The sequence below is a fragment of the Paraburkholderia sp. C35 genome (assembly GCF_003121405.1).
Lineage (GTDB): Bacteria > Pseudomonadota > Gammaproteobacteria > Burkholderiales > Burkholderiaceae > Paraburkholderia.
This window is the reverse complement of sequence record NZ_QBUY01000048.1, coordinates 11,797-38,060: the sequence shown is the minus strand read 5'-3', so window position 1 is coordinate 38,060 and position 26,264 is coordinate 11,797. Positions and strand designations below refer to the sequence as shown.

Genomic DNA, 26,264 nt, shown 5'->3' with positions numbered 1-26,264 from the left:
AACAAAAAAAACCCCTCACTTCAACCCTAACCTCTTCGCCAGCCGATTCAAATTCGCCCGATCCATCCCAAGCGTGCGCGCGACGGCGGCCCAATTGTGATTATTCCGTTCCAGAGCATCGTTCACCAGCATGCGCTCATAAGCCGTCACAGCACTACGAAAATCGGCAGCACCCGCTTCATCAGCCCCAGCAGAAACCGCCCCCGACACCACAACAGGCAACTCATTGCCGCTCCCCACCGAGATACCGAGATCCGCCGCCGTCAGCGTGAGAATCCGCGGTCGCTCACGATGCCTCGACAAAGCCTTGAAAGCGCTGCGCCCAATCATATGCTCAAGCTCACGCACATTGCCCGGCCAGTGATACGAGAGCAACGCAGTCTGTGCATCCTGCCCCAGACGAATACTGAGCAACCCAAGCCGCGCGCGATTCTCCTCGAGAAAAAACCCCGCCAGCAGCAACACATCCCGTCCACGCTCGCGCAACGGCGGCACGCGCAGCGGATACACACTCAACCGGTGATACAGGTCCGCCCGAAAACGCCCCGCCCGCACTTCCTCGGCAAGATCGCGATTGGTCGCAGCGATGAGCCGCACATCCACCTTGTGCTCGCTGTCCGAGCCAATGCGCTGCAATTGCCCGTTCTGCAGCACGCGCAGCAGCTTGGCCTGCACACCAAGCGGCAACTCGCCGACTTCGTCGAGAAACAGTGTGCCGCCATCGGCGAGTTCGAACTTGCCGCGCCGGTCCGACGAGGCGCCCGAGAACGCACCGCGCACATGGCCGAACAGTTCGCTTTCGACCAGCGTATCCGGCAGCGCCGCGCAGTTCAGGCTGATCATCGGCTTGCGCACGCGCGGCGAACCCGCGTGAATCGCATTCGCCACCAGTTCCTTGCCGACACCCGTCTCACCCGTCACGAGCACGGTCAGATCGCTATTCGCGACCACGCGGATTTCGTTCACCAGTTGCTGATGCGCGGGGCTGCTGCCGATCAGCTCACGGCTGCCCTGCCCGCTCGCCTGCCGATACGCCTCGGCGCGCTGCCGCTCTTCTTCCGTGTTGCGCTCGAGCGTATCGATGCGCTCGGCCACGCTCACCGTCGCCGCTGCGAGGCTCAGAAAGGCCTGCAACGTGTTCATGTCGATGCTGTCGAAACGCGCCGGATCGAGTGAATCGAGTGTCAGCAAACCCCACGGCCTGCCGCCGATCAGCAGCGGGCAACCAAGGCAGTCGTGCACTTCCAGATGGCCGCTCACGCCCTGCACGAGACCATCGTATGGGTCGGGCAAATCGGAATCGGCGGGAAAGCGCGTCGGCTCTTCGCTCGACAGCAGCGCCGCGAAACGCGGGTGGTCGCTCACACGGAAGCGGCGGCCCAGCGTGTCGCCCGTCAGGCCATCAATGGCGAGCGGCACGAGGGTGTCGTCATCGAGACGCAACAGGGCCGCTGCATCGCCGGGAAAAAGCGTACGCAGCGTCGTCAGGAGACGGCGATAGCGCTCGCGCTCCGGCAAGTCGCGCGACAGATCCTCGACCAGCGGAAGCAGCGCGTCGAGCACCTCAGGTGCAGTCAATTTGACTTCGATTGGAGTCGATTTAACCCTTGTCATATTCACAGCCAATGTTTCTAAGCCACTGATTTTATGACATTTCAAACCTGGCCCGGTAGATGCATAAGGACAGTGTGAAACCCGCCGCAATCAGGCGATAACCCACTCACCCAACACTGAGGACACAAGTCATGCTGTCAGCCGAACATCGCGCAATCGTCAAGGCAACCGTTCCGCTGCTCGAAAGCGGCGGCGAAGCGCTCACCACGCATTTCTACAAGACCATGCTGGCGGAGTATCCGAGTGTGCGCCCGCTGTTCAACCAGGCGCACCAGCAATCGGGCGATCAGCCGCGCGCGCTCGCCAATGCCGTGCTGATGTACGCGCGTCACATCGATCAGCTGGAACAACTCGGCGGACTGGTTTCGCAAATCGTCAACAAGCACGTCGCGCTGAACATTCTGCCCGAGCATTATCCGATCGTCGGCGCATGTCTGCTGCGCGCGATCCGCGAAGTGCTCGGCGCGGAAATCGCCACGGATGCCGTCATCGCAGCGTGGGGCGCTGCGTATCAGCAACTCGCCGATCTGCTGATCGGCCTCGAAGAAAACGTGTATGTCGAGAAGGAAACGGCCACGGGCGGCTGGCGCGGCACGCGTCCGTTCGTCGTGGCGCGCAAGGTCAAGGAAAGCGACGAGATCACCTCGTTCTATCTGCGTCCCGCCGATGGCGGCGACCTGCTCGAATTTCATCCGGGCCAGTACATTGGCCTGAAGCTGACGGTGGACGGTGAAGAGATTCGCCGCAACTATTCGCTGTCGGCTGCGTCGAATGGCCGCGAATATCGCATCAGCGTGAAGCGCGAGCCGAATGGCAAGGCTTCGAATTATCTGCACGACTCGGTGCACGAAGGCGCGACGCTGCAACTGCTCACGCCGTCCGGCGATTTCACGCTGGAACACAGCGACAAGCCGCTCGTGCTGATCAGCGGCGGCGTGGGCATCACACCGACGCTCGCCATGCTGCACGCCGCACTGCAAACGTCGCGTCCGATCCACTTCATTCACGCGGCGCGACACGGCGGCGTGCATGCGTTCCGCGAGTTCATCGACGATCTCGCCGCGCACAATCCGCAGCTCAAGCGCTTCTATGTGTATGAGAAGCCGCGTCAGCAGGACGTCGCACATCATGCAGAAGGTTATATCGACGCAGCACGTCTGATCGAATGGCTGCCGGCGACGCGCGATCTCGATGTGTACTTCCTCGGACCCAAGTCATTCATGAAGGCCGTGAAGCATCATCTGAAGGCAATCGGTGTGCCGGAAAAGCAGAGCCGTTTCGAATTCTTCGGCCCGGCTTCATCGCTCGACTGACCGAGCGATTCCCGCAGTAGAAGTTATCGTTGTTGTTGTCTGTTGACGCTACCCTGGTAGTACTTTGGAAGAGACTGCGCTACGCGTCTCTTCCTTTTTTATTTGCGCAGGCGTTTAGCGATCGTCGTCATGAATCGACGACGGATGACGGCACATTGCATCCACCGTCACTTCCATATACGGATAAAGCGGCAACTGCATCAGGATCTCGTTCAGTTGCGCCGGGCTTTCCACGTCGAACACGCTGTAGTTGGCATAGAGACCTGCAATGCGCCACAGGTGCCGCCAGATGCCTTCTTTTTGCAGGCGCTGCGCCAGCGCCTTTTCATTTGCCTTCAATTCGTTGGCGCGCTCGACGGGCATGTCGGGCGGCAGCTTAACGATCATCTTCACGTGAAATAGCATTAGTGCACTCCCTTAGATTCAATGCAATCGCGCGGCGCAATTCCACTCGCCGCGCTTTCAAAACTTTAGCAACACCGCGCTTATCAGGCGCGCACGCGCTCCACTTCGCTGGTCGGCACGTTGGTGCGTTCCGTGACGAGACTGAAGTCGAAGTCGATCAACGCAAACTGTCCGTCGATGCCATACGGCTTGCCGGTTGCACCTTCTTCTTTCTTGACGGCGGGCACGAGGCCATCGCGAGTCGCGAATGCGAAGTCATCCCACAGATACGGATCGCCGTCGATATTGATCTGCGTCGTCAGCTTGCGGAAGCCGGGCGCCGACACGAAGAAGTGAATGTGCGCCGGGCGGTGGCCATGACGGCCAAGCAGATCGAGCAGTTGCTGCGTCTTGCCTTCGGGCGGCACGCTATAGCCGATCGGCACCACGCTGCGGAAACTGTATGTGCCGTTTTCGTCGGTACGGATCGAGCGGCGCAGGTTGAACGCAGCTTGCGACTTGTCGAAGTGCGAGTAGTTGCCCAGATGGTTCGCGTGCCACACTTCGACCAGCGCGCCCTGCACCGGCTTGCCGGCTTCGTCGAGTACACGGCCGCGCATCACCAGCGTTTCGCCCGGCTCGTTGCCGTTGTCGAGGCGTGCATGGCCCGTCGATTCCGGCGCGCCCGCCACGTACAGCGGGCCTTCGATCGTGCGCGGCGTGCCGCCTTGCAGACCGGCCTTCGCTTCCGCTTCATCGAGGCGCACGTCGAGGAAATGCTCGAAGCCGAGGCCCGCAGCCAGCAGACCCAGTTCGCCGCTCTGACCGGCTTCGCCGAGATAGTTGAGGGCTGCCCAGAACTCGTTCGGCGTCACGTCGAGCTCGTCGATCGTGATGAACAGATCGCGAATGATGCGGTTGACCACCTGCTTCGTGCGGGCGTGACCTTCGTGCGTGGCGCTTGCGTTGATCTTGTTCAACAGGGCGTCGATGGTTTCGATGTTCATGGGGATGTCTCCTTTTAGTCCAATCACTGATGACGATGCCAAATGTGCTTAGGGCGCTGCGGATTCAGCACCGCCATAGCTAAGCTTTAACCACACTCGCGCCGTACTTCGAATCGCGGCGCAGTCTCCCGATCTTGTCGAGGTCGAGTTGAATACCGAGTCCCGGGCCGTGCGGCAAGTGCAACGAGAAGTTCTCGTAACGCAGCGGTTCGGTGAGAATTTCTTCTGTGAGAAGCAGCGGCCCGAACAGCTCGGTGCCCCACTTCAGTTCGCGGAACGTGCTGAACAGTTGCGCCGAAGCCATCGTACCGAGCGCGCCTTCCAGCATGGTGCCGCCGTACAGGTCGATGCCCGCCGCGAGCGCAATCGATGCCACGCTCGCCGCGCCCGTCAGACCGCCCGATTGCGCGATCTTGATGGCGAACACATCGGCCGCGTGTTCGCTGGCAATATCGAATGCATCGGTGGGACCGTGCAGCGCTTCGTCGGCCATGATGGGCACTTTCGAATGATGCGTAAGGCGCTTGAGGCCGCGGCGGTCTTCGGCAGCGATGGGCTGCTCGATCAGATTGCAGCCTGCGTCGGCGAGGCGCTCGCTCGCCCACAGCGCTTCCGTCTGACTCCACGCCTGATTCACGTCGACGCGCACTTCCGCACGTTCGCCCACGGCTGCCTTGATGGCCGCGACGTGCGCGATATCGTCGGCCGGTGCGCGCGTGCCGATCTTCAGCTTGAACACGCGGTGACGCTTCTTTTCCAGCATCGCATGCGCTTCGTCGATATCGCGGCCTGTGTCGCCGCTGGCGAGCGTCCACGCTACTTCGACGGAATCCGTCACACGGCCGCCGAAGAGTTCCGACAGCGGCACGCCGACGCGTTGTCCCTGTGCGTCGAACAGCGCGGTTTCGACTGCACATTTCGCAAAGCGGTTGCCCTGGAAGCATTCGCGCAGCTTCGCCATAGCCTGGCCAGGACGGGTCGCGTCCATGCCTTTGAGCATCGGCGCGAAATAGGTGTCGATATTGGTCTTGATGCTTTCGGGGCTTTCCTCGCCATAAGCGAGACCGCCGATCGTGGTGGCTTCGCCCCAACCCGCTATACCATCCGTGCATTGAATGCGGATTAGCACGAGCGTCTGGCAATTCATCGTGGCGACCGACAAACGGTGCGGACGAATCGTCGGAACATCGACCAGAATGGTCTCTACAGCTTGAATCTGAACGGGACTTGGTATCATACGGCTCTCCTGCTGATGTGCTGATACTAGGCTCGTCGCCGGAATCCGTCCAAGACCGATTGAGTCTATTTCCATACCTTCGGGGCATAGATGGAACTGCGCCAACTTCGTTATTTCGTAGCGGTCGCTGAAGAACGGAATTTCACCCGTGCCGCCGAGCGCCTGAACATGACGCAGCCGCCGCTGTCGCGGCAGATCCAGCAAATCGAAGACACCGTCGGGCTGGCGCTGTTCGAACGCGGCGCGCGCCCGCTCAAGCTGACAGAAGCCGGACGCGTTTTTTACGTGCAGGCCAAGCGGCTGCTCGAAGAAAGCGATGAACTGCTGCCGCTCACCCGGCGCCTTGCGCAACTGGCCGAACGTATCGTGATCGGCTTCGTGCCTTCTACGCTGTATGGTCCGTTGCCGGATGTCATTCGTGCGTTTCGGGAAGCAGCGCCGCTCATCCAGATCTCGCTGATCGAGATGTTCACCATCGAGCAACTCAGTGCGCTGAAGGGTGGGCGTATCGATGTGGGCTGCGGGCGGTTACGGTTCGATGAATCGCAACTCGCGCGCGAAGTGCTGGTTGAAGAGCCTCTGATAGCCGCGCTGCCTGCGGGGCATGCGCTTACCGATGTCGGGCAGTTGACGCTCGATGCGCTGTCGAAAGAGACGTTGATTATCTACCCGTCCACGCCGCGGCCCAGCTATGCCGATCAGCAACTTTCAGCATTCCGCGATCATGCTGTGGAGCCCGCTGCCGTGCATGAGGTGCGGGAACTGCAGACCGCTCTGGGGCTAGTCGCCGCGCAGGTGGGCGTGTGTCTTGTTCCCGAGAGCGTGCGGGGCTTGCGGGCGCGTGGTGTGGTGTATCGATCGATCGAGGCGACCAAGGTGTCGTCGCCGATCATCATGAGCCGGCGGCTGCAGGATCAGAGTCCTACTACGGATCTGTTCTGTTCGATTGCAAGAGATCTGTTCAAGAAGCCATTGACGGTTTAGGTGCGGTTCATTGCTGAAGCACCGGACACACCTCATGGACGCTGAACACTGCCATCGTCATCATGCCAGCGTGCCACGCTGGCATCGGCGGACCGCGTTGCCCGCGAAATCGCCAAAGCGAAAAGCGCCCCGGCCTTCAGCACGCATTCAACGAGCGATTGCGCAAAGATCCAGCCGGACTCATTCAACTCGACCGGCAAAGCAGGCACCACCGCGACAAGGCTGAGTCCACACAAGAACGAGAAGATCCATTGCGCGCGCCTGATGCCGCGTGCGGCAGCGCTGCCACTCCCCGTCCATGCAATCTTCGCCAATGCGAGCGCCGCAACGCCCAGTTCGCCGGCAGCGGGATCGAATTCTGCAGGCATTTCGATCAGCGACCAGCCGCACACGCCGAGAATCAACAAACGCGGCACCAGCGAGAGCCGCACGCCGCTGCGCTGCAGCGCAGGCAACGACATGAACTCAGGACGAATCGATTCAACGCCATCACGGGCGTTCTGAAACGATTGGTCCAAACCTGCCTTCACGTTCGAAGCCCTCCGCGTCAATAGACGCACGTCATTACGAAAACGGACAGGCAAATTGTCGGCCGCCAAAAGCACTAACGGAAGTTAATCCTTGTTAACGTAAAGGGCTTCCTCACGCTTCTTAAACGATCTCTCTGCATAGGCTTTTTATGCAATGGCAGCGCCGTCATCGCGCTGCCATCTTGCCGCCATTTAATGCACTGCTGCTATGCGCGATCACGTGTAAATAACGGTGCGACATAGTCGACCACGATGACAAACGCAATCGCCACAGCGCCAATTGCGAAGAGCAAACGGTGGCTGCCGCCACTCGTGTTGAACAGCGCCGAATAGGTGTAACCCGCAATAGCCTGCGCAGCCGCAAAGGTCGTCGTGGCGCGGCTCCAGATCTTGTGCTGCCTGACGTGATCGTTTGGTACGACTTCATGCACGCGCGCAAGCATCATCGGCACGATACCAGGTGGGAAGCTGCCGATCACGAGTGTCAGCATGCCGATCACGATCTCGTTGCTCGACAGCGCCAATGCGGCCACCGCGGCCACTTGCAGCAGTGACAGCACGCGGATGGCAAAGCGTCCGCCGAAGCGATCAGCCACGAAACCATATACAGGCGCACCGAAAATGGCGCCTGCACCATACAAAATCCAATATGCCGCGCCGACGTGCGCACCCGCACCCAGTCCACGCGCAATGAAGTCGACAAGGAAAACCATCGTGGGCACGAGACCGAGCGCCATCAACGCGTACTCGGCATAGAGCAGGCGAATCGTCGATGCGTTGTCCGCTGTCGCAGCCGAAGGCGTGTGCGCCGGCTGCACATGCGCTCTCGAAGCAGGCGGCCAGCCCGACCACGTAGCCAGCGTCAATGCAGCCGACAGCATGGCAATGCCAATCCATGTATTGCGCAAACCCAGATTCAGCAGCAGCGGAACGATCGTCCCCGATGCCGCAATGCCCACGCCAAGCCCGAGGAAAATCGCACCGCTCGCGAGTCCCTTGCGCTCCGGCGGCACGTGCGGCAGCACGGTCGCGGCGACCAGCACCATGATCATTCCGCCCGCCACCCCGGACAGCAGGCGCCAAACGAAGAACCACGCAACGGACACAGGGAACGCACAGGCGAGAAACGCGAGCGTGACCAGCACCATCATCGCGCGCAAGGTGTGCGTGTTCGTCAGACGATGCGCCACCGGACGGCCAAGCAGCGCGCCCAGCAAATATCCGGCGAGATTGGCCGCACCCAGATACACCACGTCCGATGCCGCGAACCAGTGCGCCTGGATCAGCGGTGGAATCAGTGGCGTATAGGCGAAGCGCGCCAGCCCGATGCCGACAAGGCTCGCGCTGAATCCCGCAAAGATGTGCCGCCACACGGCGGCCCGGCCGCGAACGGCCGTGTGGGAGAGTGATGCGTCAGTGGACATGATTTGAAGTTCCGCTCGAAGCCGCGCCACGCGCGGCAGTTTGTCATACGCGGGGTATTTGCCCGCTATTTTTGACACGCATGTCAAGTTTTGCGGATTCTAGACACACATGATAAAGATGGCAAGAATCCATATCGGCGGAATGGAAATGGCACGCGAAGCGAACGCGCGTTTCGTTGCAAGGAGTCAAAAAAGCGTTTACTCTTCGAACTACGACTTTAGTAGTCGCAGTTAAAAAGGCATTCGCGGCGCCGTACATTCGTGCGAATGCCACTGCCTCGCGGCGCTTGCAGCGTGGCATCAAACCGTTTATCTATCGGAGAGTTAAAGTGAAATTCGTTCAGACCGTTCTTGCTTCCACAGCCGCAGCCTGCATCGCACTGACGGCGCCGCATGCCGCGCACGCGCATGGCGTCGACGGGCCGCGCGAGCACATCAGCCCGGCCTTTCAGACGGCCATTGCAAACGTGCCGGGCAAGACGATGACGGCCATCATCGTCGATTACAAGCCGGGCGGCGTGTCGCCCTCCCATCGTCATGGCCAGGCGTTCGTAGTGGGTTACGTGCTTCAGGGCGAGATCCGAAGCAAGGTCGACGACGGCGAAGAGCGCGTCTATCACGCAGGCGAAAGCTGGACGGAAGCACCCGGTGTGCACCACATGGTTAGCGAGAATGCGAGCAAAACCAAGCCCGCCAAGCTGCTCGCCATCTTTGTCGCAGATGACAACGATAAAGATCTTGTCACGTGGGACAAGAAGTAAGCGCAATACATGTTTAAACGGAAGTTCATCCTCGACAGGCGCGCATGCATGACCTCATGCGCGTCGTTGAGGGCTTAAAGCTTTCAGGCACCTGAAGCAGAAACTATTACGTTGCACTTTCCGGTTAACAACGCTTAACTTGCTGTATGGCCGCCTGAACGTCCAATATGGAGTCACGGCGCGTCGATGTCGGGAATCGATTTCGCGCATTGCTGCGCGCCATGCAGGCAAGTCGCTGATCTGCCTTGCGAGCCACACCGTACAACACTGTTGACGTCAGCAGCAGCACCTCGGCCGCCTCAGAGCGTGCCGCCCGCCAAACTCTGTGACGGAGGTGAATGATGACTCGTCCGGTTGAAGAAGATATCGTCAGACGCGCATTGGTAGGCGTCCTGATGCCCACGCCCATTGACTCGATCAAGAAAGCACAATACGGTCCAAAGAAAAAATTCCGCATGACCAAGCGGCCGCCGCCCGAAGCACTCGAGCCAGTCGAGGTCGAGCCGCCGCCCGCTCATATCTCGATCCTCGAACAATTGTCATCGAAGACATTGAGCGTCTGCTGGAGCGACCCACGCTCCGGCCACTATGCCGATCAGGTGTGGCGTATCGGGCTCGCACGCATGGACTCGTTCTGCGTGCTGACAGGCATGCCGATCCGGCGCGGCGATCCCGTATTCCGTCCGCGGGCTTGCGAAAGCTACTTCCCGGCCAATCGCGACCGGATGATTCTTGCCTCTGCCGTACCGTCCTGCCCCAGCGCAATCATGCTCGACTAGATTCGCACGCACGGTCTTAAGTGCGTGCCGTTAAGCCTGAACAAACCTTAAGCGCCACAGGCCGCGAGGCTTCGGCGCTTCCACATATTGGTGCTGCGCGTAGTTGAAGCATGCGTACGCTTCATGCGGCAACATTCGTTGCAAGCCAGTACCGCAGCTATCTTTCACGCGAAACTCACACGATTTGCGTGCCTTTGTCATACGCATGACTTTTCTCTGCTGCTAGCCGCAGCGCAAGCGGTCATACCGCCGTGCGCGGGTGTCACCTCCGTTGCGACCGTGGTGTGCGACATTGCAACCGCATGCTCGCAGACGAAATACTGAATCCCACGTTTTTGCCAAATCGACCTGCCGTCTGCGCCGCCAGCCGCGCCAGGCCCCGCTGCATAAGCCTCGCAGCCCTTTCCTACGACGCATCCGTACCCGTCGAGGCGCCGAAGCATGCATGTCCCCTCGGTTGCAGAGCATGCGCAAATTGTCTATCCTCACAACTACGATAACTTTGATCGCAGTTACTGGAGAAACCCCATGAAGATCTTCCACGTCGATTCGAGCGCCAAGCGCGAACGCTCCAACTCTCGCGCGTTGTCGCGCCAGTTCATTGACAACCTGCGCGCCGAAGGCGTGGACGTCGAAGTCGATTATCTGGACGTCACTGTCGATACGCCGCCGCACGTCACCGAAGCCTTCGCCATCGCGACTTACCATCAGGAACACGAGCGCACCGATGCCATGCGCGCCACCCTCGCGCCGTCCGACGCGCTGTGCCAGCGCCTGCTCGAAGCCGATGCACTGGTGTTCGCCATGCCCATGTACAACTGGTCGATGCCCTCGGCATTCAAGGCGTTCATCGACACGGTCACGCGCCCCGGCATCACCTACAAGATGGACGCCGAAGGCAACATCGTCGGTCAGTTGAGCCGTCAGAAGGTGTTGTTCATCACGACGCGCGGCGCCGATTTGCGCCCCGGCAACGTGTTTTCGTCGATGGATGCGCTGACGCCGGCGCTCAAGGCCGCATTTGGTTTCATTGGGGTCGACGCGCCGCAGTTCGTCGATGCACAGCCGCTGCAGTTCTCGGATCAGGAAGCCCGTAACGACGCGCTCAAACGCGCCCACGCCGAACTGGCGGACGTGGCCTCTGCGTGGGCCGCATGGGAACGGGAGCGCGCCGACAGCACGCAGGCCGAGACGGTGTAATCAATCGTCAGTACAAAGCGCCCAATGACAAAAGGCCGCAGCCCTCGAGGGCCGCGGCCTTTGTCGTTCAGGCGGCGAGTACTGTCAGGAACGGGCGCCGGGAGTCGAACCGCCGCGAGCGCCCGTGCGCTCGCGCCGCCGGCCCGTCGCCCGGCCGTCCAGCCACTTCACCACTTGCGGCCCATACGTGCGCGGTGCCTTGGCCGACGTGCGTACCGCCAGATCTTCGAGCGACTGCGACGCCAGCGCCTCGCGCATGCGTTTCTCGGCGTTCTGCATCACCGCGTGGATCGAGCAGACGCCGCTGGTTGCCCAGGTAGGCGCGGTCTCGCCGAAGACTGCGCAGCGTCCGCGCACTTCGCGGCATTCGAACAGCGCCTTGTCGCCGTCGATTGCCGATACCACGTCGAGCACCGAAATCTGGTTCGCCGGGCGCGCGAGCGCAAAGCCACCCTTCGCGCCTTCCGTTGCAATGACCAGCCCCGCCTTGTGCAATTTGGTAAACAGTTTCGCGACGAAATCGGCCGGCACGCCTTGCAGCTCCGCCAGATCGCGCACGCTCGCCTCGGACACGCCGCCCGGCGCGGCTTCCGTCAGGAAAAGCAGGCAATGCAAGCCGTATTCGACGCCTGCGCTGATGTGAGACATATCCACTCCGACAAATACAATCGGAGTTAGGCTACCTGCTTTTGCGGACGGGTGCAAGCGCACGGCTTTCAGGTCTGAACAATCGCAGCAGACGCTAAAGCGGACGCAGACTGTCCAGTGGGTGCAGTTCGAGCGAATCGTCGACGGAAAGCTCACGCGCGATGAAATCGATCAGCGTGCCCACCCGCCTACTCGGCACGGCACCCGCGTAGACGGCGAACAGATCGACGCGTTCGCCGATAAACGAATCGAGCGCCGTTTCGAGCCTGCCCGACAATAGCTCGTGATAGATATCCCAGCGGTTCTTCAATATCACGCCATAACCATTGACGGCCCATTCGCGCAGCACGCTGCCGTCGCTCGCCACGCGGTTGCCCGAGACCCTGACGGCAATCTGCTTGCCGTCCACCACGAACGGCCAGTTCGTGAAAGGCGCATCGGGCCGCTCGAGTATCAGACAGTTGTGCGAAGACAGTTGCGACGGATGCATCGGCTTGCCGTGCGTCGCCCAGTACGATGGCGCAGCGCACACCACGCGCGGCCCTGTCAGCAGCAGTCTCGCCTTGAGCCGCGAATCGATCAGCGGCCCATTACGCAGCGCGAGATCGAGATGTTGATCGACGAGATCGACTACGCCATCCGTCAGCAGCACCGACACCTGCACTTGAGGATGCAGGCTCATGAACTTGTCGAGCAGAGGAACGACGCGTGTACGGCCGAAATCGTTGCTCGCCGTCAGGCGGATAGGTCCGTTCAACGGGCCATCTTCGCGCAGGCTCAGAATCGCGGAATCCCAGTCGGCGAGCACGCGGCGTGCGTCATCGAGAAAGCGTTGTCCTTCGTGTGTAAAGGCAAGGCGTCGGGTCGTACGCATGATGAGGCGCGCGCCGACTTCCTCTTCGAGCTTTTGCAACGCAAGCGTGACCGTCGAGGTCGAGACGGTACTCTTTCGCGCAGCCGCGGAAAAGCTCCCGGCTTCAGCGATTTCGACAAACAGCCTTAACGCGTCAAGCCGGTCCATCTTCGTGTCCGTTCGAAAGTCGTAGCGGTATGGAGTGGTCGCGATCCGCGTGCCCCGCTGCGTCATGCATTCCAATATGCGGACACATGAAGAAGCCGGGCGTGCAATGGCACGTCGCGAATCGACTCCTGAGTATCGAATACTTCGATCGGCCTCTAAAGACAAACTAGCGTTTTATTCGGTCCATAACGCCTTTGCAGGATCATTCGTGCTAAGGCGAAGACGCTTCAGGTTCTGCGCGCCAGCCGCATCATGACGACGTACAGCACCGCGCCTGCCACGGCCCCGATCAGCCAGCCAAAGTTGTTCTCAGGCAAGAGATGCAGTAGTTGCGTGCACAATTCCCAGCCGATCGAGATCACGCCGGACAGCAAGAGCGCCGCCACGCCACCCTTGTTCCAGCCGCCGTCGTAGTAGAAGCGCCCCGTCGAGGCCATGGTGTAGAGCTCGGACGTCTGCACCTGCTGCTTCTTGATCAGATAGAAGTCGGCCATCATCACGCCATAGAGCGGTGCGAGCACTGCGCCGAACACGCTGACGAAAATCGTAATGGCCTTGGGACTATCGACGAATATCCACGGGCACACCACGACCGCGAGGATCGAAGCGATCAGTCCGCCGCGTTTGAAATCGACATGTTTCGGGAAAAGATTCGCGATGTCATAAGCGGGGGACACGAAATTGGCAACGATATTGATGCCCATTGTCGCCACGATAAAGGTGAGGCTGCCGATGACTACCGCCACCTTGTTCTGGATATGCGCGACGATCGCCACCGGGTCCATGATCATCGAACCGAACACCGTCGCGCTGCCCGACGTGACGATCACCGTGATGATCGCGAACACGATGAAGTTGACAGGCAGACCCAGAAAATTGCCCACTTTCATTTGCTGCTCGCTTTTGGCGAAGCGCGAGAAGTCGCCAAAGTTAAGTAGCAATGCAGCGAAATAGCTGACCACCAGCAGCACGGCACTGCCCATGCCCGCGAGTTGCTGCTGGCCCGTTAGTGTTTTGCCGCCAAGCGTCATGCTCAGACTGCCAAGCCCCGCTTGCGAGAGTATCCACGCCATCAGCGCGAACATCACCACATACACGGCCGGACCGCAAAAGTCGATGAACTTGCGGATCGTCTCCATGCCGCGCTGGAAGATGATCAGCTGGAAGATCCACATGAACAGGAAGCTCACCCAGCCAAGGCCATCGAGCTTCAGAAAACTGACGCCATGCAACGCTGCGGACGCGGGCACGAACAAAAGCAGCAGAGTCGCCACTGCTTTGGATGCGAAGTAAGTTTGCACCCCGTACCAGACGATGCCGACCACGCCGCGAATCACGGCAGCGAGGTTCGCGCCCATCACACCCATACTCACGCGCGCCATCACCGGGAACGGAATGCCGTGCATATAGCTGGGTTTGCCGACCCAGTTCATCAGCACGTAGACGATGAGAATGCCTACCGTCAGCGCGAGCAGCACCTGCCAGCCCGAAATGCCGAGCAGAAACAGGCTCGCCGCAAAGGTGTAGCCGCCCACGCTATGCACGTCCGACATCCACATCGCGAAGATGCTATAGCCCGTCCACGTGCGGCGCGCATGTGGCACAGGGGCGAGATCGTGGTTGTGGAGACGGGAATCGACTTCTTCGGTGACATCGCCCAGCCCGTGCGGCGCATCGAAAAGCGGTGACGTAGACATGGCTCCCCCTGATGGTTGAAGCATGGCCGTCTGTCAAAGACCGCCATGACCTGACGATGCGGCGTAGCGCGCAGGCACGGTCTACAACAAAGCCCGATGGGAATCGCGATTCGCGACGAAGGGTCTTGTTTCTGCAATATAGATTGTTTTAGTAATAAAAGCGGCTGTCGATACCGTCAAAAATGCGGGCATCGATGGAGTGGCGGGCAAACGGAGGGGAGGAGAAGAGATGCATGCTTCCGTGACCGGTGAACGCGTCGCACGGCGTGGATTTCGCCGCTGACCGCCCCTGCCGGCGCCGTCTCGCGAACGGCGCAGCGCCCGTTGGCGGAGGGTAATCCGCGCATCGTTGCGGGCAGGGAAGCATGTGAAGAATATACCGGCGAACGGGGTGGAGAGGCTTCCTGTTTGCACGGCACGACCCACTGAACTCGGGACAATCTTCCGGTAACATATAAATCAACCGAATATTCTTCCGATCACCATCATGCAAGCCCGTAGCCGCCCGCTGGACAACCAGGACCGCGCCATCATGCGCGCGCTGCAGAAGAACGCGCGCCTGTCGAATGCCGAACTTGCCGAGATCGTCGGCATGTCGACGACGGCGTGCTGGAACCGCACGCGTCAACTGGAAACCGACGGCTATATCCGCGGCTACGTCGCGCTGCTGGACCAGCAGAAGCTCGGGTTCGCCGATGTCGTGCTGATCGAGGTCACGCTCGACCGGCACGATGAGGATGCGCTGGCGCGCTTCGGCGACGAACTCGCCACGCTGCCCGAAGTACTCGAGGCCTATCTCGTGTCGGGCGAGTACGACTACCTGATCAAGGTCGCCGTGGACGGCACGGCAGGCTACGAGCGCTTCCTGCGCGAAAAGCTCTACAAGCTCTCGGGCATCCGGCACAGCCGCTCGATGTTCGCGCTGCGCTGCATGAAGAACATTCCTTCGGTGCAGGTCTAAACCCGGCAGCCACGCTCAAGGCCCGAACTGCCCAAAGTACGTGTCGCGCTCGACCATCACGAGCGCGGCACGCTTGTGCGGAAAATCGAATTCCTTCAGCGTATGCGCGCCCAGCCTGTGCATCCACGCGATGTGCCGCGTGTGATCGATGCGCGGCTCGCCGACAATGCGCTGCGTGCGCGGATCATCGAGAAACATGTAGTGCAGGATGCCGTTGAACCACGCGCGCAGCTTGCCCGCGCTCTGAAAGTCGCTGTTGCCGACCAGCAGATGCAGGCCACGATCGAAATCGTCGGCTTCGTAGAACGGCGCCACGCGGTCTTCCTTCGCCCAATACACCTCGAAGTACGCGAACGGCTCATCGTCGAAACAGCCGATCAGCGGATGCACATGCGGGTCCGCACATTGCTCGGCCAGGTAAGCGGCATGCTGCTCGCGCGTGCCCTTGAAGTCCCAGAAGTGCGCGACGCGCTCCTCGTTCTGCCAGTAGTGGAAAACATCTGTGTCACGTTCAACGTCGACGGTGCGCAGCGTGAACGTCATGCCGACCGTCGGCATGAAGCGGCGATACACCACGCCTTTCGGCTTCGGTGCACGCACCGGGTGACGACGGTTGTGATGCAGCGTGTAACGCATCGGCATACCTGCCGACGAAGGCGCCGTGAGCCACAACGAAGGCTGCTGCCAGAAGCTCGCACGTGACGTGGTGACGCGCAAGGTCGAGCCTTCCTGCTCCGCCGTATCCACGATCCCTTCGCGGATCGCGCGCGTGACGAATGCATGGGTCGCGTCGTCATCGTGCGCGAACGGCAACGTCAGCGACACCTGCTGCCGCTTCGGGTCGCGGCAAAAGATCTCCGCGAACGCGGGTAACAGCTGCTCGGGCGCCGCATCGCGCGGCCACGCCGACAATGCAAATCCGTCCGGCGTCGGAACGAGTTCCTCAAAGGCCACGCGGGCGTTCATGATGGTTTTCCTTTCCTCAAAGAGTCGAGTGATGCGTGGGCTTACCAGTCGTAACGCGCCGTCGCCAGCACCGTGCGCTGATTGCCATAGAAGCACGCGAACGCGCTCTGGCAACCCGACACATAGCGCCGATTGAAAATGTTGGTCGCGTTGACGGCGAAGCGCCACTTGCTGATGTCGTAATGCACGGCTGCGTCGTACACGGTGTAACCCGGCACGTGCAGCGAGTTGTCCGCCGCGCCCGCGCTATAGCTTGTGTAACGCAGGCCGCCGCCGAAGCCGAGGCCTGTCAGCGGGCCTGTATGCCATGTCCAGTCGGCCCACAGCGAAGCCGTCTGACGCGGCAACGGAATAGCGACAGGCCACTTGTTCAGTGAATCGTCGTTGGCCTTGATGTTCTTCACGTCCTGATACGCGTATGACGCGATGATGCTCAGATCGCGCGTCACGTTGCCGACCGCGCTGAACTCGATGCCGCGCGAACGCACTTCACCCGTCTGCACGCTGAACGTGCCCGTCGGATCGTTCGGATCGGGCGTGGTGACGTTGGTCTGGTTGATCTGATAGATCGCGGCGTTCAACATCAGGTTCTTGTTAAACGGCTGCCAGCGCAAGCCGAGTTCGATCTGCTTGCCCTTGGTGGGTTCGAACGGCGAGCCGTTCGCGTTGACGCCGATCACCGGGTTGAACGAGGTTGCATAGCTGATGTACGGCGACAAGCCGTAATCGCCCAGATACACGGCGCCCACCCGATACGTGAAGGCGTGATCGTTCTGCCGCTGCTCGGTGTTCGCGACGGTATCCGTGGTCGTGTTGCGGCTCCAGTCCTCGCGACCGCCAATCGTGAAGACAATGCGCGGCGTCAGCTTGATCTGGTCCTGCGCATACACGCCGTAGCTGTCGAGTTTGGTCTTCGTATCGCTATAGCCGAACGAATCCGGTCCGCTGAAAATCGCCGACGTGACCGGCGTGTAGACGGGATTGAACATGTTCAGGCTCGGCGCAAGCGCGAGCTGTTCGCTATCCGTCGACAGTTGGCGGTTGTATTCGAAGCCGAGCAGCACCGTGTGTTCGATCGAACCCGTGCGGAATTGCGCCTGCGCCTGGTTGTCGATATCGAAGCGCGAATAGTTCGGCTGGAACAGTCCCGCGTAACGCGTGAGCGAGGCTTCCGTCGGGTCGGTCGGATCGAGCCCGCCGCCATACACCGTCGAGTTGTTCAGCGACAGATGCATGTAGCGCGTGTTCTGGCGGAACGTCCAAACGGGATCGAAGCGATGCTCGAAGTTGTAGCCGACCGACCATTGCCGCTTGTCATAGCGCGCGAAGTTGCCATCGCCCGTGTAAAGATTGTTGGAGATCACGCCGTTCGGATTCGGCAGAATCGTGCCCGATGCCGGCAGAAAGTTATCCGACACATCGGAGTTATCGCGCAGATAGGTCGCGTACAGCGTCAGCGAGGTATCGGCGGTGGGCTGCCATTTGATCGACGGCGCGAACATCAGGCGTTGATCTGCGTTCGGTCCGGTCGGCATATTGCCGTCGCGCCCCACGCCGACAAAGCGATACGTCAGCGTGCCGTCCTTGTCGATCTTGCCACCCAGGTCGATGCCGATCTGCTTGCGTGCATCGGTGCCGATCTGCAATTCGATTTCGCGGATACGTTCTGCTGTCGGCTGCTTGGTCTGGATGTCGACCAGCGAGCCGGGATCGCCCTGGCCGTACAGCACCGACGTCGGCCCGCGCAGCACCGTGATGCTTTCTACCTGATACGGATCGACGCGCCAGCTCGCCAGATTCAGCGTGTTGGGCACCTGCAGTCCATCCTCGAATACGCTCGGCACAAAGCCGCGAATTGCCGTGTACCAGTCCGAGCGCGTGCTCGCGCCATACGACGAAAAGCCCGGCACGTAGCGCAGCGCCTGATTGATCGAGGTCGCGCCCTGCTCTTCGATCTGCGCCGCCGTCACGATGTTCACCGTTTGCGGCACTTCATCGAGCGGCGTATCCGTCTTCGTCCCCGTCGATGTGCGATGCGCGACCAGTCCCTCCGTATCGCCCGCTGTCGTGCCTTGCACTTTCACAGCGGGCAGCGTCGCGCCCGTCTGAGCATTGTTTTGCGCGCTGTTCTGCTTGTCCGGCGTCTGTTGCGCGTGCGCCTGCCCTGTTCCGCAAGCGAGAAAAGTCATGCTGGCTGCCACAGCAATGGCACGCTGCTGCGTGCCTTTGACCCACTCCATCTGTAACCTCGGAAATATGAATGCAGCGCATCGCGCTGCTTGTTGTTATCAGAGAGCGAATGCCATGCGGCCGCCGCTCGCCCCGGTTTGCGCCCCTGTGCGCGCTTGCACTGCAAAACTGTTTTCGTTGTGACCGGCTTCGAGCGAGCCGGCGATTTCGTCTGCACGGCGCGCGAGCACCGACAGCAGCGTGTCGCTCAAACCGTGGCTGTCTTCGCAGCAGCCTTGCAGATAGATGCGCGGCTGAAAGTGCGCAGGCGTGGCGAGCAGATAGTCGCGCGCCACTTCGCATTGCTCGACGGGTTTGCCCAACGCAGCGGCGAGCGGATCAAGCAAGGTGTGATGCGCGTCACGCCGATAACCCGTGGCAAGCACGACAGCATCGAAATGCTCCATGCGTGCGTCACCATCCATGCGGTCACGCATGCGCATTTCGATGCCGTTGCCGTGCGTGCCCGGCACTTCCTGCACGGCTTCGATCGCGCAGTTGTTCAGTAGCCGATGCCGCGCCGTGCCGCTCACGTTCTGCACGTACAGCAACTCGTAGATCTGTTCGATCAATGGCCGGTCGACCACCGAGTAATTGGTGTCGCGGAACGTATCGAGCAGCGACTGGCGCGCGTCCTTCGGCTGCGAATAGATCAGGTCGGTGAACGACGGATTGAAAATCTCGTTGACGAACGGGCTGTCGTCGGCGGGCTTGAGCGCGGGCGCGCGCATCACGAGCGTGGCATCGACATGCGGGAAACGGCGCGTGAGATCGATAAACACTTCTGCAGCACTCTGGCCACTGCCTATCACTGCAACACGGCGTCGCGCGGCATCGTCTTTCGCGCCGCCAAGCACACCGTCAATCGAGGTCAGATAACCCGACGAATGGATCACCGCCGCCTCGCGCAAGGCCGCGAACGCAGCGGGAATCTGCGGCACGCCACCCATGCCGACCGACAGCGCACGCGTCAACCGATGACGCTCCTTGCCCTGCGCATCGCGTGAGTGCACGCGCAAGTGCGTGATGGTGCGCGGATCGCTATCGTCCGCGACCGGTTCGATCAGCGTCACTGATTCGCCGTAATGCACCTGATCGTCGAATGCGCCGGCGACCCAGCGCAGATAGTCGTGAAACTCGATCCGCGTCGGATAGAAGTTCTTCAGATTGACGAAATCCTGCAGACGTCCACGCTCGAACAGATAGTTGATGAACGTGAAGCGGCTCTTCGGATCGCGCATCGTGACGAGATCCTTCAGAAAGGAAATCTGCATGCGGCTGTCGTCGAGCAGCATGCCGCGATGCCAGCCGAACTCCGGCTGCCGCTCGATAAAGCAATGCGCGCCCGGCGCACTGCCGTTTTCCGCGAGGCGCACGGCCAGCGCGAGATTCGACGGCCCGAAGCCGACGCCGATCAGATCGTGAATGTATTCTCGTTGACTCATGAAATCTCTCCCTTCTACCAGTGGCGACGGACGTGATGCGTATGACGGAAAGCGCGGCGAGCCATCACAGATGACGGCCATCGAAGAACGCTTCGCGAATCATGCGCATCAGCAGCGCCCGTTTGTGCGGAAAATCGAAATGCGCGATGCTCGAAAAACCGTGCTGCTTCAGGTAATCGATCATGCGGGCGTTGTCGTGACGCGGCTCGCAGACGACGGCCTGCGTGCGCGGATCGTCGAGAAAGAGGTAATGGACGAGCGAAGGCAGCCACGCCGCCACGCAGGCGGCACCGCGCCAGCGCGTATCGCCGACCAGCATGTGCAGGCCACGGTCGAAATCCGCCGACGCCGCGAACGGCGCAATGCGGTCTTCCTTGGCCCAGTACGCTTCGAAATAACCGAACGGCTCGCCATCGAATGCGCCGATCAACGGATGCACATGCGGCGTGGACAGCACGCGTTCCAGATACGCGCGATGCGCGTCGAGCGTGCCCGCCTCGCCCCAGAACGCGTTGACGCGCGGCTCGTTCATCCACGTGTGCAGATGTTCGAGGTCACGCGCGACGGATGCCGTGTGCAGCGTGAAGCGATGCCCGAAGTCCGGCACATCGCGCGCATAGACCACACCGTCCGCGTAGGGCGCGCGCCGTGGATGCCGTGCACCGTCCGTTACCGCGTACGAAAGCGCGGCGGGCAATGTCGATGCATCGCGCGTGAGCCACAAATCGGGCTGCTGCGCCCACGCATCGCGCAGGCAAAGGTTTTGAGCCGTCAGCACGCCGCTGTAACGCAGCGCGTCGAGCGCATCGCGATGCAACTCGCCGGCATCGAACGCAACCGATTTGCTGTCGCGGCTCGCGCCAAACGCTGCGCGCAAAGCGGCAAGCGCGGCACGGCGCTGGCCGCCCGGCGAAATGCCCTTGCACCATTCGACGATGCGCAAGCCTTGTTCACGCGTCCAGCGTGCGTTCAGCACGATGCCTTCTGCGCGGCCGTCTTCGGCCACCGTGATGGCGTCGCCTTCCAGATACGCCGCCAGCGACGGCTGCTTGAATGTGTTCATGTCACTCCGTGTGAAATCAGCGGGCATCGCGCACCTCGGTTACGGTTTCGCGGGCTTCCTGTGCGATCGCCGAGTCGAGTCGCAGCGCAAGTGCGTGGGCGAGTTGCGTCAGCGTCTGATGCACGAACACATCGTCGATCGTGATCGCGCAGCCCGCGTGGTTCGCGGCGTCGACGAAGCGCACGACATCGAAAGAGGTCGCACCGGCTTCGAACAGGTTGTCGTCATGGCCTGGCGTATGGCCGTCGATGGTGTGAGTCCAGATGCGCGCGAGCGTGTGCATGAGCCGCGCGGCACGCGGCGACAGATCGTCCGCACTGCGCTGGGCACTCGATGACGTGAACGAAGGCACCGCGCCCGAAATGACAATCGATTCATCCGGTGCGTCAATAAAACGCGCGACAGTGGCGAGATAGTCAGCGCTCAACTGCTCGACGAACGCGCCGTCCACCAGTTCGACGCCATACGAGAACGCGCCCGTCACGCGGCCATCGGGATGCTCGACGATATCGAGCTCGAGATCGAACACCACGCGATGACGCACATCGTTGAACTCATCCACTTCGACGCCATGCCACTGGCGCGCATCGCTCTGCACGGGACGCAGATAGTTGAACATCACCTGGAACAGCGGATTGCCGTTGGCAGTGCGCGACGCGCGCGTGCTATCGACCACGCGCGCGAACGGCGCGGCGACATGCGCATACGCACCCAACGCAGCTTCACGCACGGCGGCAATCACTTCACGCGGCGAACCCGCTTCGCGCATCGCCGTGCGCACGACCACTGCGTTGATGAACAGACCGATCACATCGTCGACGCCGGCATCGCGCGTCGAAGCAAGCACGCCGACCACCTGATCGAGCGCACCCGTGCGACGCGCCAGCGCGACATTCAATGCAGCGTGCAGCAACATCGGCAAGGTGGCCTGCGACGACAGGGCCAGCGCTTTTGCACGCTCAGCCTGTTGCGCATCGAACGCGAACGCAATGCGGCCCGCGCGCCATTCAGGCGCAACGGGACGCGTGCCAGCCGGTTGCGGCAGATGCATCGGCGGCACGTCGCGCAGTGCCTCGCGCCAGTATTTGAGGTCGGCTTGCCTCGGCTTCGCGCGCGCGGCAAATGACGGCTTCATCGGCGATGCCTTCGGCGTCTCGCCCGACACTGCGGCCGCATAAGCGTGCTGGACGTCGTTGAGCCACACATCGATCGAGTGGCCATCAGCAACGATGTGATGAATCACGACCGACAGCACGTGATCGTCGTCTGCCATGCAAATCAGACGCGCACGCCACAACGGCGCTTCGGCGAGATCGAATGCGGCGAGTGCATCTTCATCCGTCAGACGCGTCGCTGCCGCCATGCGTTCGTCTGCCGATGCCATAGCGCACAGATCGACCACGGGCAAGCTCACGCGCCGATGGACATCGATCACCTGACGCGGTTCGGCAGCGCCCTTCACCGATACCAGCCGCACGCGCAACGCGGGATGCTTTTGCGCCGCGTAATCGAAGGCATCTTCGAGCGCACGCACGTCCACAGCGCCACGCAGACGCAGCGCGACGGGAATGTTGTACGCCGCGCTTTCCGGCTGCGCTCGCCACAAAAACCACAGCGCGCGTTGCGCGTCGCTCAGCGCAAGCTCGTTCGAATCGCCAGATGCATACTCCTGCTGCGCACGCTCGCGCGCCTCGACAACAGGCGCTTCGGCCACCCGCTGCGCGTAGGCCGCGAGCGTCGGCGCTTCGAACAGCGTGCGAACCGGCACGTCGAGCGCCAGCCGTTCGCTCACGCCCGTTGCGACGCTCACGGCGGCGAGCGAATGGCCACCCAGTTCGAAGAAGTGATCCGCGCGACCCACGCGCTCGACGCGCAGCACGTCGCGCCAGATGTCTGCAAGCGCCGCTTCGATACCTGCTTCGGGCGCATCGAAACGACGTTCGACGCGCACCGGTTCCGGCAGCGCCGCACGGTCGATCTTGCGATTCGCGTTGCGCGGCAGCGCATCGAGCACGACGATATGCGGCGGCACCATATAGTCCGGCAGCGTGCGGCGCAGATGAACCGCAAGCGCATCGCCGTCGATTCGTTGATCGCGCCTGCTTGCCTCGTCGCCCAGTTCGACATAGGCAGCGAGCGCAGCATCCGCGCCGCTACCGCGCACGACGGCAACGGCATCGCGCACGGCCTCATGTGCCATCAGACGCGCTTCGATCTCGCCGAGTTCGATGCGCAGGCCGCGCACTTTCACCTGATGGTCGATGCGTCCGACGAACTCCAGCACGCCGTTTGCACGTCGCCTCACGAGATCGCCTGTTCGATATAGCCGCGCGCCCGGCGTGCCATACGGATCGGGCACGAAGCGCTCTGCTGTCAGCGCAGCGCGCGCGTGATAACCGCGCGCCACCCCCGTGCCACCCAGATAAAGCTCGCCCGTCACGCCGATCGGCAACGGCTGCAGATTGGCATCGAGCACGTGCGCGCTGCGTTCGCCGACCGGCGTACCAATGGGCAAATAGGCGGCATCGGCGATATCGCTGGCGTCCTCGTGCGCGTCGATCATCCACAGCAGCGGCGTGATGACCGTCTCCGTCGGGCCGTAGCCGTTCACCACACGCACATCGGGAAATGCCTGCCGCAACGCCGCGAACGCTTCGCGCGACGTCGCCTCGCCGCCCACCGTGAGCGAGCGCAGCGAACGCGGCGCGCCATGCGTGCGCGCCCATTCGGCCATTTGCAGCGCGTAGCTCGGCGGGAAAGCCGCAATCGTGATGCGTTCTTTCGCGATCGTTTCGCACGTTTGCGCGGGCGGCCACAATGCATCGTCGGTGACGCGAATGTCGACGCCCGCCGTCAGCGGTGCAAGCCAGCATTCATGCGCGCCGTCGAAATTGATCGACATGAAATGCAGCACGCGGTCTTTTTCGCGCATGCCATAGCGTGCTGCAATTGCCGCGCAATGCATCGCAATCGAAGCGTGATCGACCACCACGCCCTTCGGCTTGCCCGTCGAACCCGATGTATAGATCAGATAAGCGGCCTGTGTCGGCGCGATGGCAGGCTCGCTATACGCGATCTCGGCTTGCGGCGTTTCGTCTTCCGCGTCGATCAGCCAGACGCGCGTGTTGTGCGCCAAAGGCAGCTTCGACACATGACGCCGCTCGGTCACCACATGCCCGATCGATGCATCGTCAACGATATGCGCGAGCCGTTCAGCCGGATGCGTCGGATCGAGCGGCACGAACGCGCCGCCGGACTTGAGAATCGCGAGCAACCCGACGAACAGATCTGTCGAGCGGCCAACCGCGATGCCCACCCGCGTTTCCGCGCCCACGCCCGCCGCCATCATTCGAGCCGCGAGCCGCGCAGCACGCGCGTCGAGTTCGGCGCGCGTGAGCGTCCGGTCCGCGTCGATCACCGCGCTCGCGTCGGGCTTCTTTCTCGCCAGGTGTGCGAGCTTCTCGTGGACGGGGACGAGCGGCGTATCGGCGGATTCATACGTGTTCCATGCGTTCAATTGCGTGCGCTCTGCGGGCGTCAGCCATTCGAGATCGCCAACAGGCGCATCGGGCGATACCAATGCGCTGTCGAGCAACTGCGCGTATTCGCCCGCAATCCGCTCGACGGCTTGTGCATCGAACAGATCCTTCGAATAGACAAAGGCCGCATCGAGCGCGCCGTCCTCGCGCTCTTCGAAGCCGAGTGTGAGATCGAACTTCGCATAAGGTGCGCCGAACGGCAGATCGGTCACGCGCACATCGCCGAACGAAGGCATCGCACGGCGCGCGCCATACGACGCCATCACCTGAAACAACGGATGATGGCTCGCGCTGCGCGGCACGCCGAGCGCCTCGACCACCTGCTCGAACGGCACATCCTGATGCGACTGGCCATCGACGAGTGCGCGCTGCACGTCGCCGATCAGCGTATCGAATGGCTTGCGCGTATCGACGTGCGCGCCCACCACCAGCGTATTGACGAAGAAACCGATCAGCCCCGCCGTTTCCGCACGTTCGCGGTTCGCAGCAGGCACCCCGATCTGCACATGCGACTCGCCGCTCGCTCGCGCGAGCAATGCATGCAAGGCTGCCAGCAACACCGCGAACGGCGTCGCGCGACGTGCCTGCGCAAGCGCGCGCACGCGCTGCGCGGTCTTGGCATCGAGCGTGAAATAGTGACGTCCGCCGTGCGCGCTGCGCTGCATCGGACGCGTGCCGCTGCCGGGCAACGCGATCACACCCGCATCGGGCTTCACCTGTTCGCGCCAGAAACGCAACTGGCGTTCGGCCTCGCCCGCATCGAGCCAGCGGCGCTGCCACAGCGAAAAGTCCGCGTACTGCACGGGCAGCGGCGCGAGCGCAACCGTCTCGCCATGTGCATAAGCGCGATAGAACGCGGCCAGTTCGTCGAGCAGCACGTCGATCGACCAGCCGTCGGAGACGATGTGGTGCATCGTCAGCACCAGCCAGTGTGTCGTGTCGTCGAGTGCGATCAGATGCACGCGCACGAGTGAATCGCTGGCGAGATCGAAAGGCTGGTCTTCGTCTTTCGCGGCCACGTCGGCCGCAATGCGTTCTCGTTCGCTTTTCGCCGCGCGCGAAAGATCGGTAAAGCGCCACGGGCAGCGCGCAGGCGCATGCACGACCTGTTCGACGCCGCCATCGGCGGATTCGGCAAACGTGGTGCGCAACGCTTCGTGACGTGCGATCAGCGCATCGAACGCATGACGCAGCACCGCGCGATTCAGCTCACCGTCGAGCCGCAGACGGCTCGTCACGTGATACGCCGCCGGTTCATCGATCATGCGCGCGTGCAGCCACAGCCGCGTCTGCGCAAACGATGCAGGCACAGCGACCGAACGGTCCGCACGCGCCGGAATCGGCAGCACGCGAAAGTCGATGCCCGCTTCGGCGAGCTTCGTGATAAACAGCTTGCGCTGCGCGTCGGGCAGTTGCGCGAATCGCGCGGCAAGCGCCAGCAGATCGGGTTGAGATGTCATTC

20 protein-coding genes are annotated in these 26,264 nt (G+C 61.7%); 6 read left to right on the top strand and 14 right to left on the bottom strand.

What is annotated here, in order from left to right:
• Nucleotides 1-15 precede the first annotated feature (15 nt).
• Nucleotides 16-1,614 carry a nitric oxide reductase transcriptional regulator NorR gene (gene norR, locus DK391_RS25125; RefSeq protein WP_109480710.1) on the bottom strand — a complete coding sequence of 533 codons (1,599 nt, stop codon included), beginning with the start codon at nt 1,612-1,614 and terminating at the stop codon, nt 16-18.
• 131 nt (nt 1,615-1,745) lie between these two features.
• Between norR and hmpA the strand changes: the two genes are divergently transcribed.
• Nucleotides 1,746-2,927, top strand: coding sequence for an NO-inducible flavohemoprotein (gene hmpA / locus DK391_RS25120; RefSeq protein ID WP_109480709.1), 1,182 nt, complete (start codon nt 1,746-1,748; stop codon nt 2,925-2,927).
• 114 nt (nt 2,928-3,041) lie between these two features.
• Here the strand turns inward: hmpA and catC are convergent, their stop codons facing one another.
• The 3 genes from catC to DK391_RS25105 form a co-directional block, all read right to left on the bottom strand.
• Nucleotides 3,042-3,332: a muconolactone Delta-isomerase gene (gene catC, locus DK391_RS25115; RefSeq protein ID WP_109480708.1), complete on the bottom strand. Its 291-nt coding sequence runs from the start codon at nt 3,330-3,332 to the stop codon at nt 3,042-3,044.
• Nucleotides 3,333-3,415: 83 nt separating this feature from the next.
• Nucleotides 3,416-4,318 (bottom strand): catechol 1,2-dioxygenase, encoded by a 903-nt coding sequence (gene catA, locus DK391_RS25110; protein ID WP_109480707.1) that lies wholly within the window; start codon nt 4,316-4,318, stop codon nt 3,416-3,418.
• 79 nt (nt 4,319-4,397) lie between these two features.
• Complete coding sequence (locus DK391_RS25105) at nt 4,398-5,555, bottom strand: muconate/chloromuconate family cycloisomerase (protein ID WP_109480706.1); 1,158 nt, start codon at nt 5,553-5,555, stop codon at nt 4,398-4,400.
• A 90-nt stretch (nt 5,556-5,645) separates the two neighbouring features.
• Here DK391_RS25105 and DK391_RS25100 point away from each other — a divergent pair, with 90 nt between their 5' ends.
• Complete coding sequence (locus tag DK391_RS25100; protein ID WP_109480705.1) at nt 5,646-6,539, top strand: LysR family transcriptional regulator; 894 nt, start codon at nt 5,646-5,648, stop codon at nt 6,537-6,539.
• A gap of 32 nt (nt 6,540-6,571) precedes the next feature.
• On the opposite strand, the gene DK391_RS25095 is transcribed toward DK391_RS25100, so the two are convergent.
• Both DK391_RS25095 and DK391_RS25090 read right to left on the bottom strand, forming a co-directional pair.
• Entirely contained in the window at nt 6,572-7,057 is a 486-nt protein-coding gene (locus DK391_RS25095) for a hypothetical protein (RefSeq protein ID WP_239482941.1), read from the bottom strand.
• 218 nt (nt 7,058-7,275) lie between these two features.
• The gene (locus DK391_RS25090) at nt 7,276-8,493 is read right to left on the bottom strand and encodes a YbfB/YjiJ family MFS transporter (protein WP_109480704.1); all 1,218 of its coding nucleotides are present in this window, start codon (nt 8,491-8,493) and stop codon (nt 7,276-7,278) included.
• Nucleotides 8,494-8,822: 329 nt separating this feature from the next.
• Between DK391_RS25090 and DK391_RS25085 the strand changes: the two genes are divergently transcribed.
• From DK391_RS25085 to DK391_RS25075, 3 genes are all read left to right on the top strand, one after another.
• Nucleotides 8,823-9,254: a cupin domain-containing protein gene (locus DK391_RS25085; protein WP_109480703.1), complete on the top strand. Its 432-nt coding sequence runs from the start codon at nt 8,823-8,825 to the stop codon at nt 9,252-9,254.
• Nucleotides 9,255-9,649: 395 nt separating this feature from the next.
• The gene (locus DK391_RS25080; protein ID WP_239482940.1) at nt 9,650-10,033 is read left to right on the top strand and encodes a DUF3331 domain-containing protein; all 384 of its coding nucleotides are present in this window, start codon (nt 9,650-9,652) and stop codon (nt 10,031-10,033) included.
• Nucleotides 10,034-10,561: 528 nt separating this feature from the next.
• Nucleotides 10,562-11,233, top strand: coding sequence for an NAD(P)H-dependent oxidoreductase (locus tag DK391_RS25075; RefSeq protein WP_109480701.1), 672 nt, complete (start codon nt 10,562-10,564; stop codon nt 11,231-11,233).
• 84 nt (nt 11,234-11,317) lie between these two features.
• On the opposite strand, the gene DK391_RS25070 is transcribed toward DK391_RS25075, so the two are convergent.
• The 3 genes from DK391_RS25070 to DK391_RS25060 form a co-directional block, all read right to left on the bottom strand.
• Nucleotides 11,318-11,881, bottom strand: a complete 564-nt coding sequence (locus DK391_RS25070) for an Rrf2 family transcriptional regulator (protein ID WP_109480700.1) — start codon at nt 11,879-11,881, stop codon at nt 11,318-11,320.
• Nucleotides 11,882-11,975: 94 nt separating this feature from the next.
• Nucleotides 11,976-12,902, bottom strand: coding sequence for a LysR family transcriptional regulator (locus DK391_RS25065; protein ID WP_109480730.1), 927 nt, complete (start codon nt 12,900-12,902; stop codon nt 11,976-11,978).
• Between the two features lie 227 nt (nt 12,903-13,129).
• Nucleotides 13,130-14,599 (bottom strand): NCS1 family nucleobase:cation symporter-1, encoded by a 1,470-nt coding sequence (locus DK391_RS25060; RefSeq protein WP_109480699.1) that lies wholly within the window; start codon nt 14,597-14,599, stop codon nt 13,130-13,132.
• A 487-nt stretch (nt 14,600-15,086) separates the two neighbouring features.
• Here DK391_RS25060 and DK391_RS25055 point away from each other — a divergent pair, with 487 nt between their 5' ends.
• The gene (locus DK391_RS25055; RefSeq protein ID WP_109480698.1) at nt 15,087-15,560 is read left to right on the top strand and encodes an Lrp/AsnC family transcriptional regulator; all 474 of its coding nucleotides are present in this window, start codon (nt 15,087-15,089) and stop codon (nt 15,558-15,560) included.
• Nucleotides 15,561-15,575: 15 nt separating this feature from the next.
• Here DK391_RS25055 and DK391_RS25050 read toward each other — a convergent pair whose 3' ends face one another.
• The 5 genes from DK391_RS25050 to DK391_RS25030 form a co-directional block, all read right to left on the bottom strand.
• Entirely contained in the window at nt 15,576-16,526 is a 951-nt protein-coding gene (locus tag DK391_RS25050; RefSeq protein ID WP_109480697.1) for a GNAT family N-acetyltransferase, read from the bottom strand.
• A 41-nt stretch (nt 16,527-16,567) separates the two neighbouring features.
• Nucleotides 16,568-18,766, bottom strand: coding sequence for a TonB-dependent siderophore receptor (locus DK391_RS25045; protein ID WP_109480696.1), 2,199 nt, complete (start codon nt 18,764-18,766; stop codon nt 16,568-16,570).
• 48 nt (nt 18,767-18,814) lie between these two features.
• The gene (locus DK391_RS25040) at nt 18,815-20,200 is read right to left on the bottom strand and encodes a lysine N(6)-hydroxylase/L-ornithine N(5)-oxygenase family protein (protein WP_109480695.1); all 1,386 of its coding nucleotides are present in this window, start codon (nt 20,198-20,200) and stop codon (nt 18,815-18,817) included.
• 64 nt (nt 20,201-20,264) lie between these two features.
• Complete coding sequence (locus tag DK391_RS25035; protein WP_239482939.1) at nt 20,265-21,263, bottom strand: GNAT family N-acetyltransferase; 999 nt, start codon at nt 21,261-21,263, stop codon at nt 20,265-20,267.
• A gap of 16 nt (nt 21,264-21,279) precedes the next feature.
• On the bottom strand, nt 21,280-26,262 hold the full coding sequence (locus tag DK391_RS25030) for a non-ribosomal peptide synthetase (RefSeq protein ID WP_109480693.1): 4,983 nt from the start codon (nt 26,260-26,262) through the stop codon (nt 21,280-21,282).
• Between the last annotated feature and the right edge of the window lie 2 nt (nt 26,263-26,264).

Excerpts from the sequence above, each read along its gene's own strand:
- norR (WP_109480710.1), bottom strand. The coding sequence starts at position 1,614 with ATGACAAGGGTTAAATCGACTCCAATCGAAGTCAAATTGACTGCACCT.
- DK391_RS25060 (WP_109480699.1), bottom strand. The coding sequence starts at position 14,599 with ATGTCTACGTCACCGCTTTTCGATGCGCCGCACGGGCTGGGCGATGTC.
- DK391_RS25080 (WP_239482940.1), top strand. The coding sequence starts at position 9,650 with ATGCCCACGCCCATTGACTCGATCAAGAAAGCACAATACGGTCCAAAG.
- DK391_RS25075 (WP_109480701.1), top strand. The coding sequence starts at position 10,562 with ATGAAGATCTTCCACGTCGATTCGAGCGCCAAGCGCGAACGCTCCAAC.
- DK391_RS25105 (WP_109480706.1), bottom strand. The coding sequence starts at position 5,555 with ATGATACCAAGTCCCGTTCAGATTCAAGCTGTAGAGACCATTCTGGTC.
- DK391_RS25090 (WP_109480704.1), bottom strand. The coding sequence starts at position 8,493 with ATGTCCACTGACGCATCACTCTCCCACACGGCCGTTCGCGGCCGGGCC.
- DK391_RS25045 (WP_109480696.1), bottom strand. The coding sequence starts at position 18,766 with ATGGAGTGGGTCAAAGGCACGCAGCAGCGTGCCATTGCTGTGGCAGCC.
- DK391_RS25070 (WP_109480700.1), bottom strand. The coding sequence starts at position 11,881 with ATGTCTCACATCAGCGCAGGCGTCGAATACGGCTTGCATTGCCTGCTT.
- DK391_RS25050 (WP_109480697.1), bottom strand. The coding sequence starts at position 16,526 with ATGAACGCCCGCGTGGCCTTTGAGGAACTCGTTCCGACGCCGGACGGA.
- catA (WP_109480707.1), bottom strand. The coding sequence starts at position 4,318 with ATGAACATCGAAACCATCGACGCCCTGTTGAACAAGATCAACGCAAGC.
- DK391_RS25055 (WP_109480698.1), top strand. The coding sequence starts at position 15,087 with ATGCAAGCCCGTAGCCGCCCGCTGGACAACCAGGACCGCGCCATCATG.
- DK391_RS25100 (WP_109480705.1), top strand. The coding sequence starts at position 5,646 with ATGGAACTGCGCCAACTTCGTTATTTCGTAGCGGTCGCTGAAGAACGG.
- DK391_RS25035 (WP_239482939.1), bottom strand. The coding sequence starts at position 21,263 with ATGAACACATTCAAGCAGCCGTCGCTGGCGGCGTATCTGGAAGGCGAC.
- DK391_RS25040 (WP_109480695.1), bottom strand. The coding sequence starts at position 20,200 with ATGAGTCAACGAGAATACATTCACGATCTGATCGGCGTCGGCTTCGGG.
- catC (WP_109480708.1), bottom strand. The coding sequence starts at position 3,332 with ATGCTATTTCACGTGAAGATGATCGTTAAGCTGCCGCCCGACATGCCC.
- DK391_RS25030 (WP_109480693.1), bottom strand. The coding sequence starts at position 26,262 with ATGACATCTCAACCCGATCTGCTGGCGCTTGCCGCGCGATTCGCGCAA.
- DK391_RS25065 (WP_109480730.1), bottom strand. The coding sequence starts at position 12,902 with ATGGACCGGCTTGACGCGTTAAGGCTGTTTGTCGAAATCGCTGAAGCC.
- hmpA (WP_109480709.1), top strand. The coding sequence starts at position 1,746 with ATGCTGTCAGCCGAACATCGCGCAATCGTCAAGGCAACCGTTCCGCTG.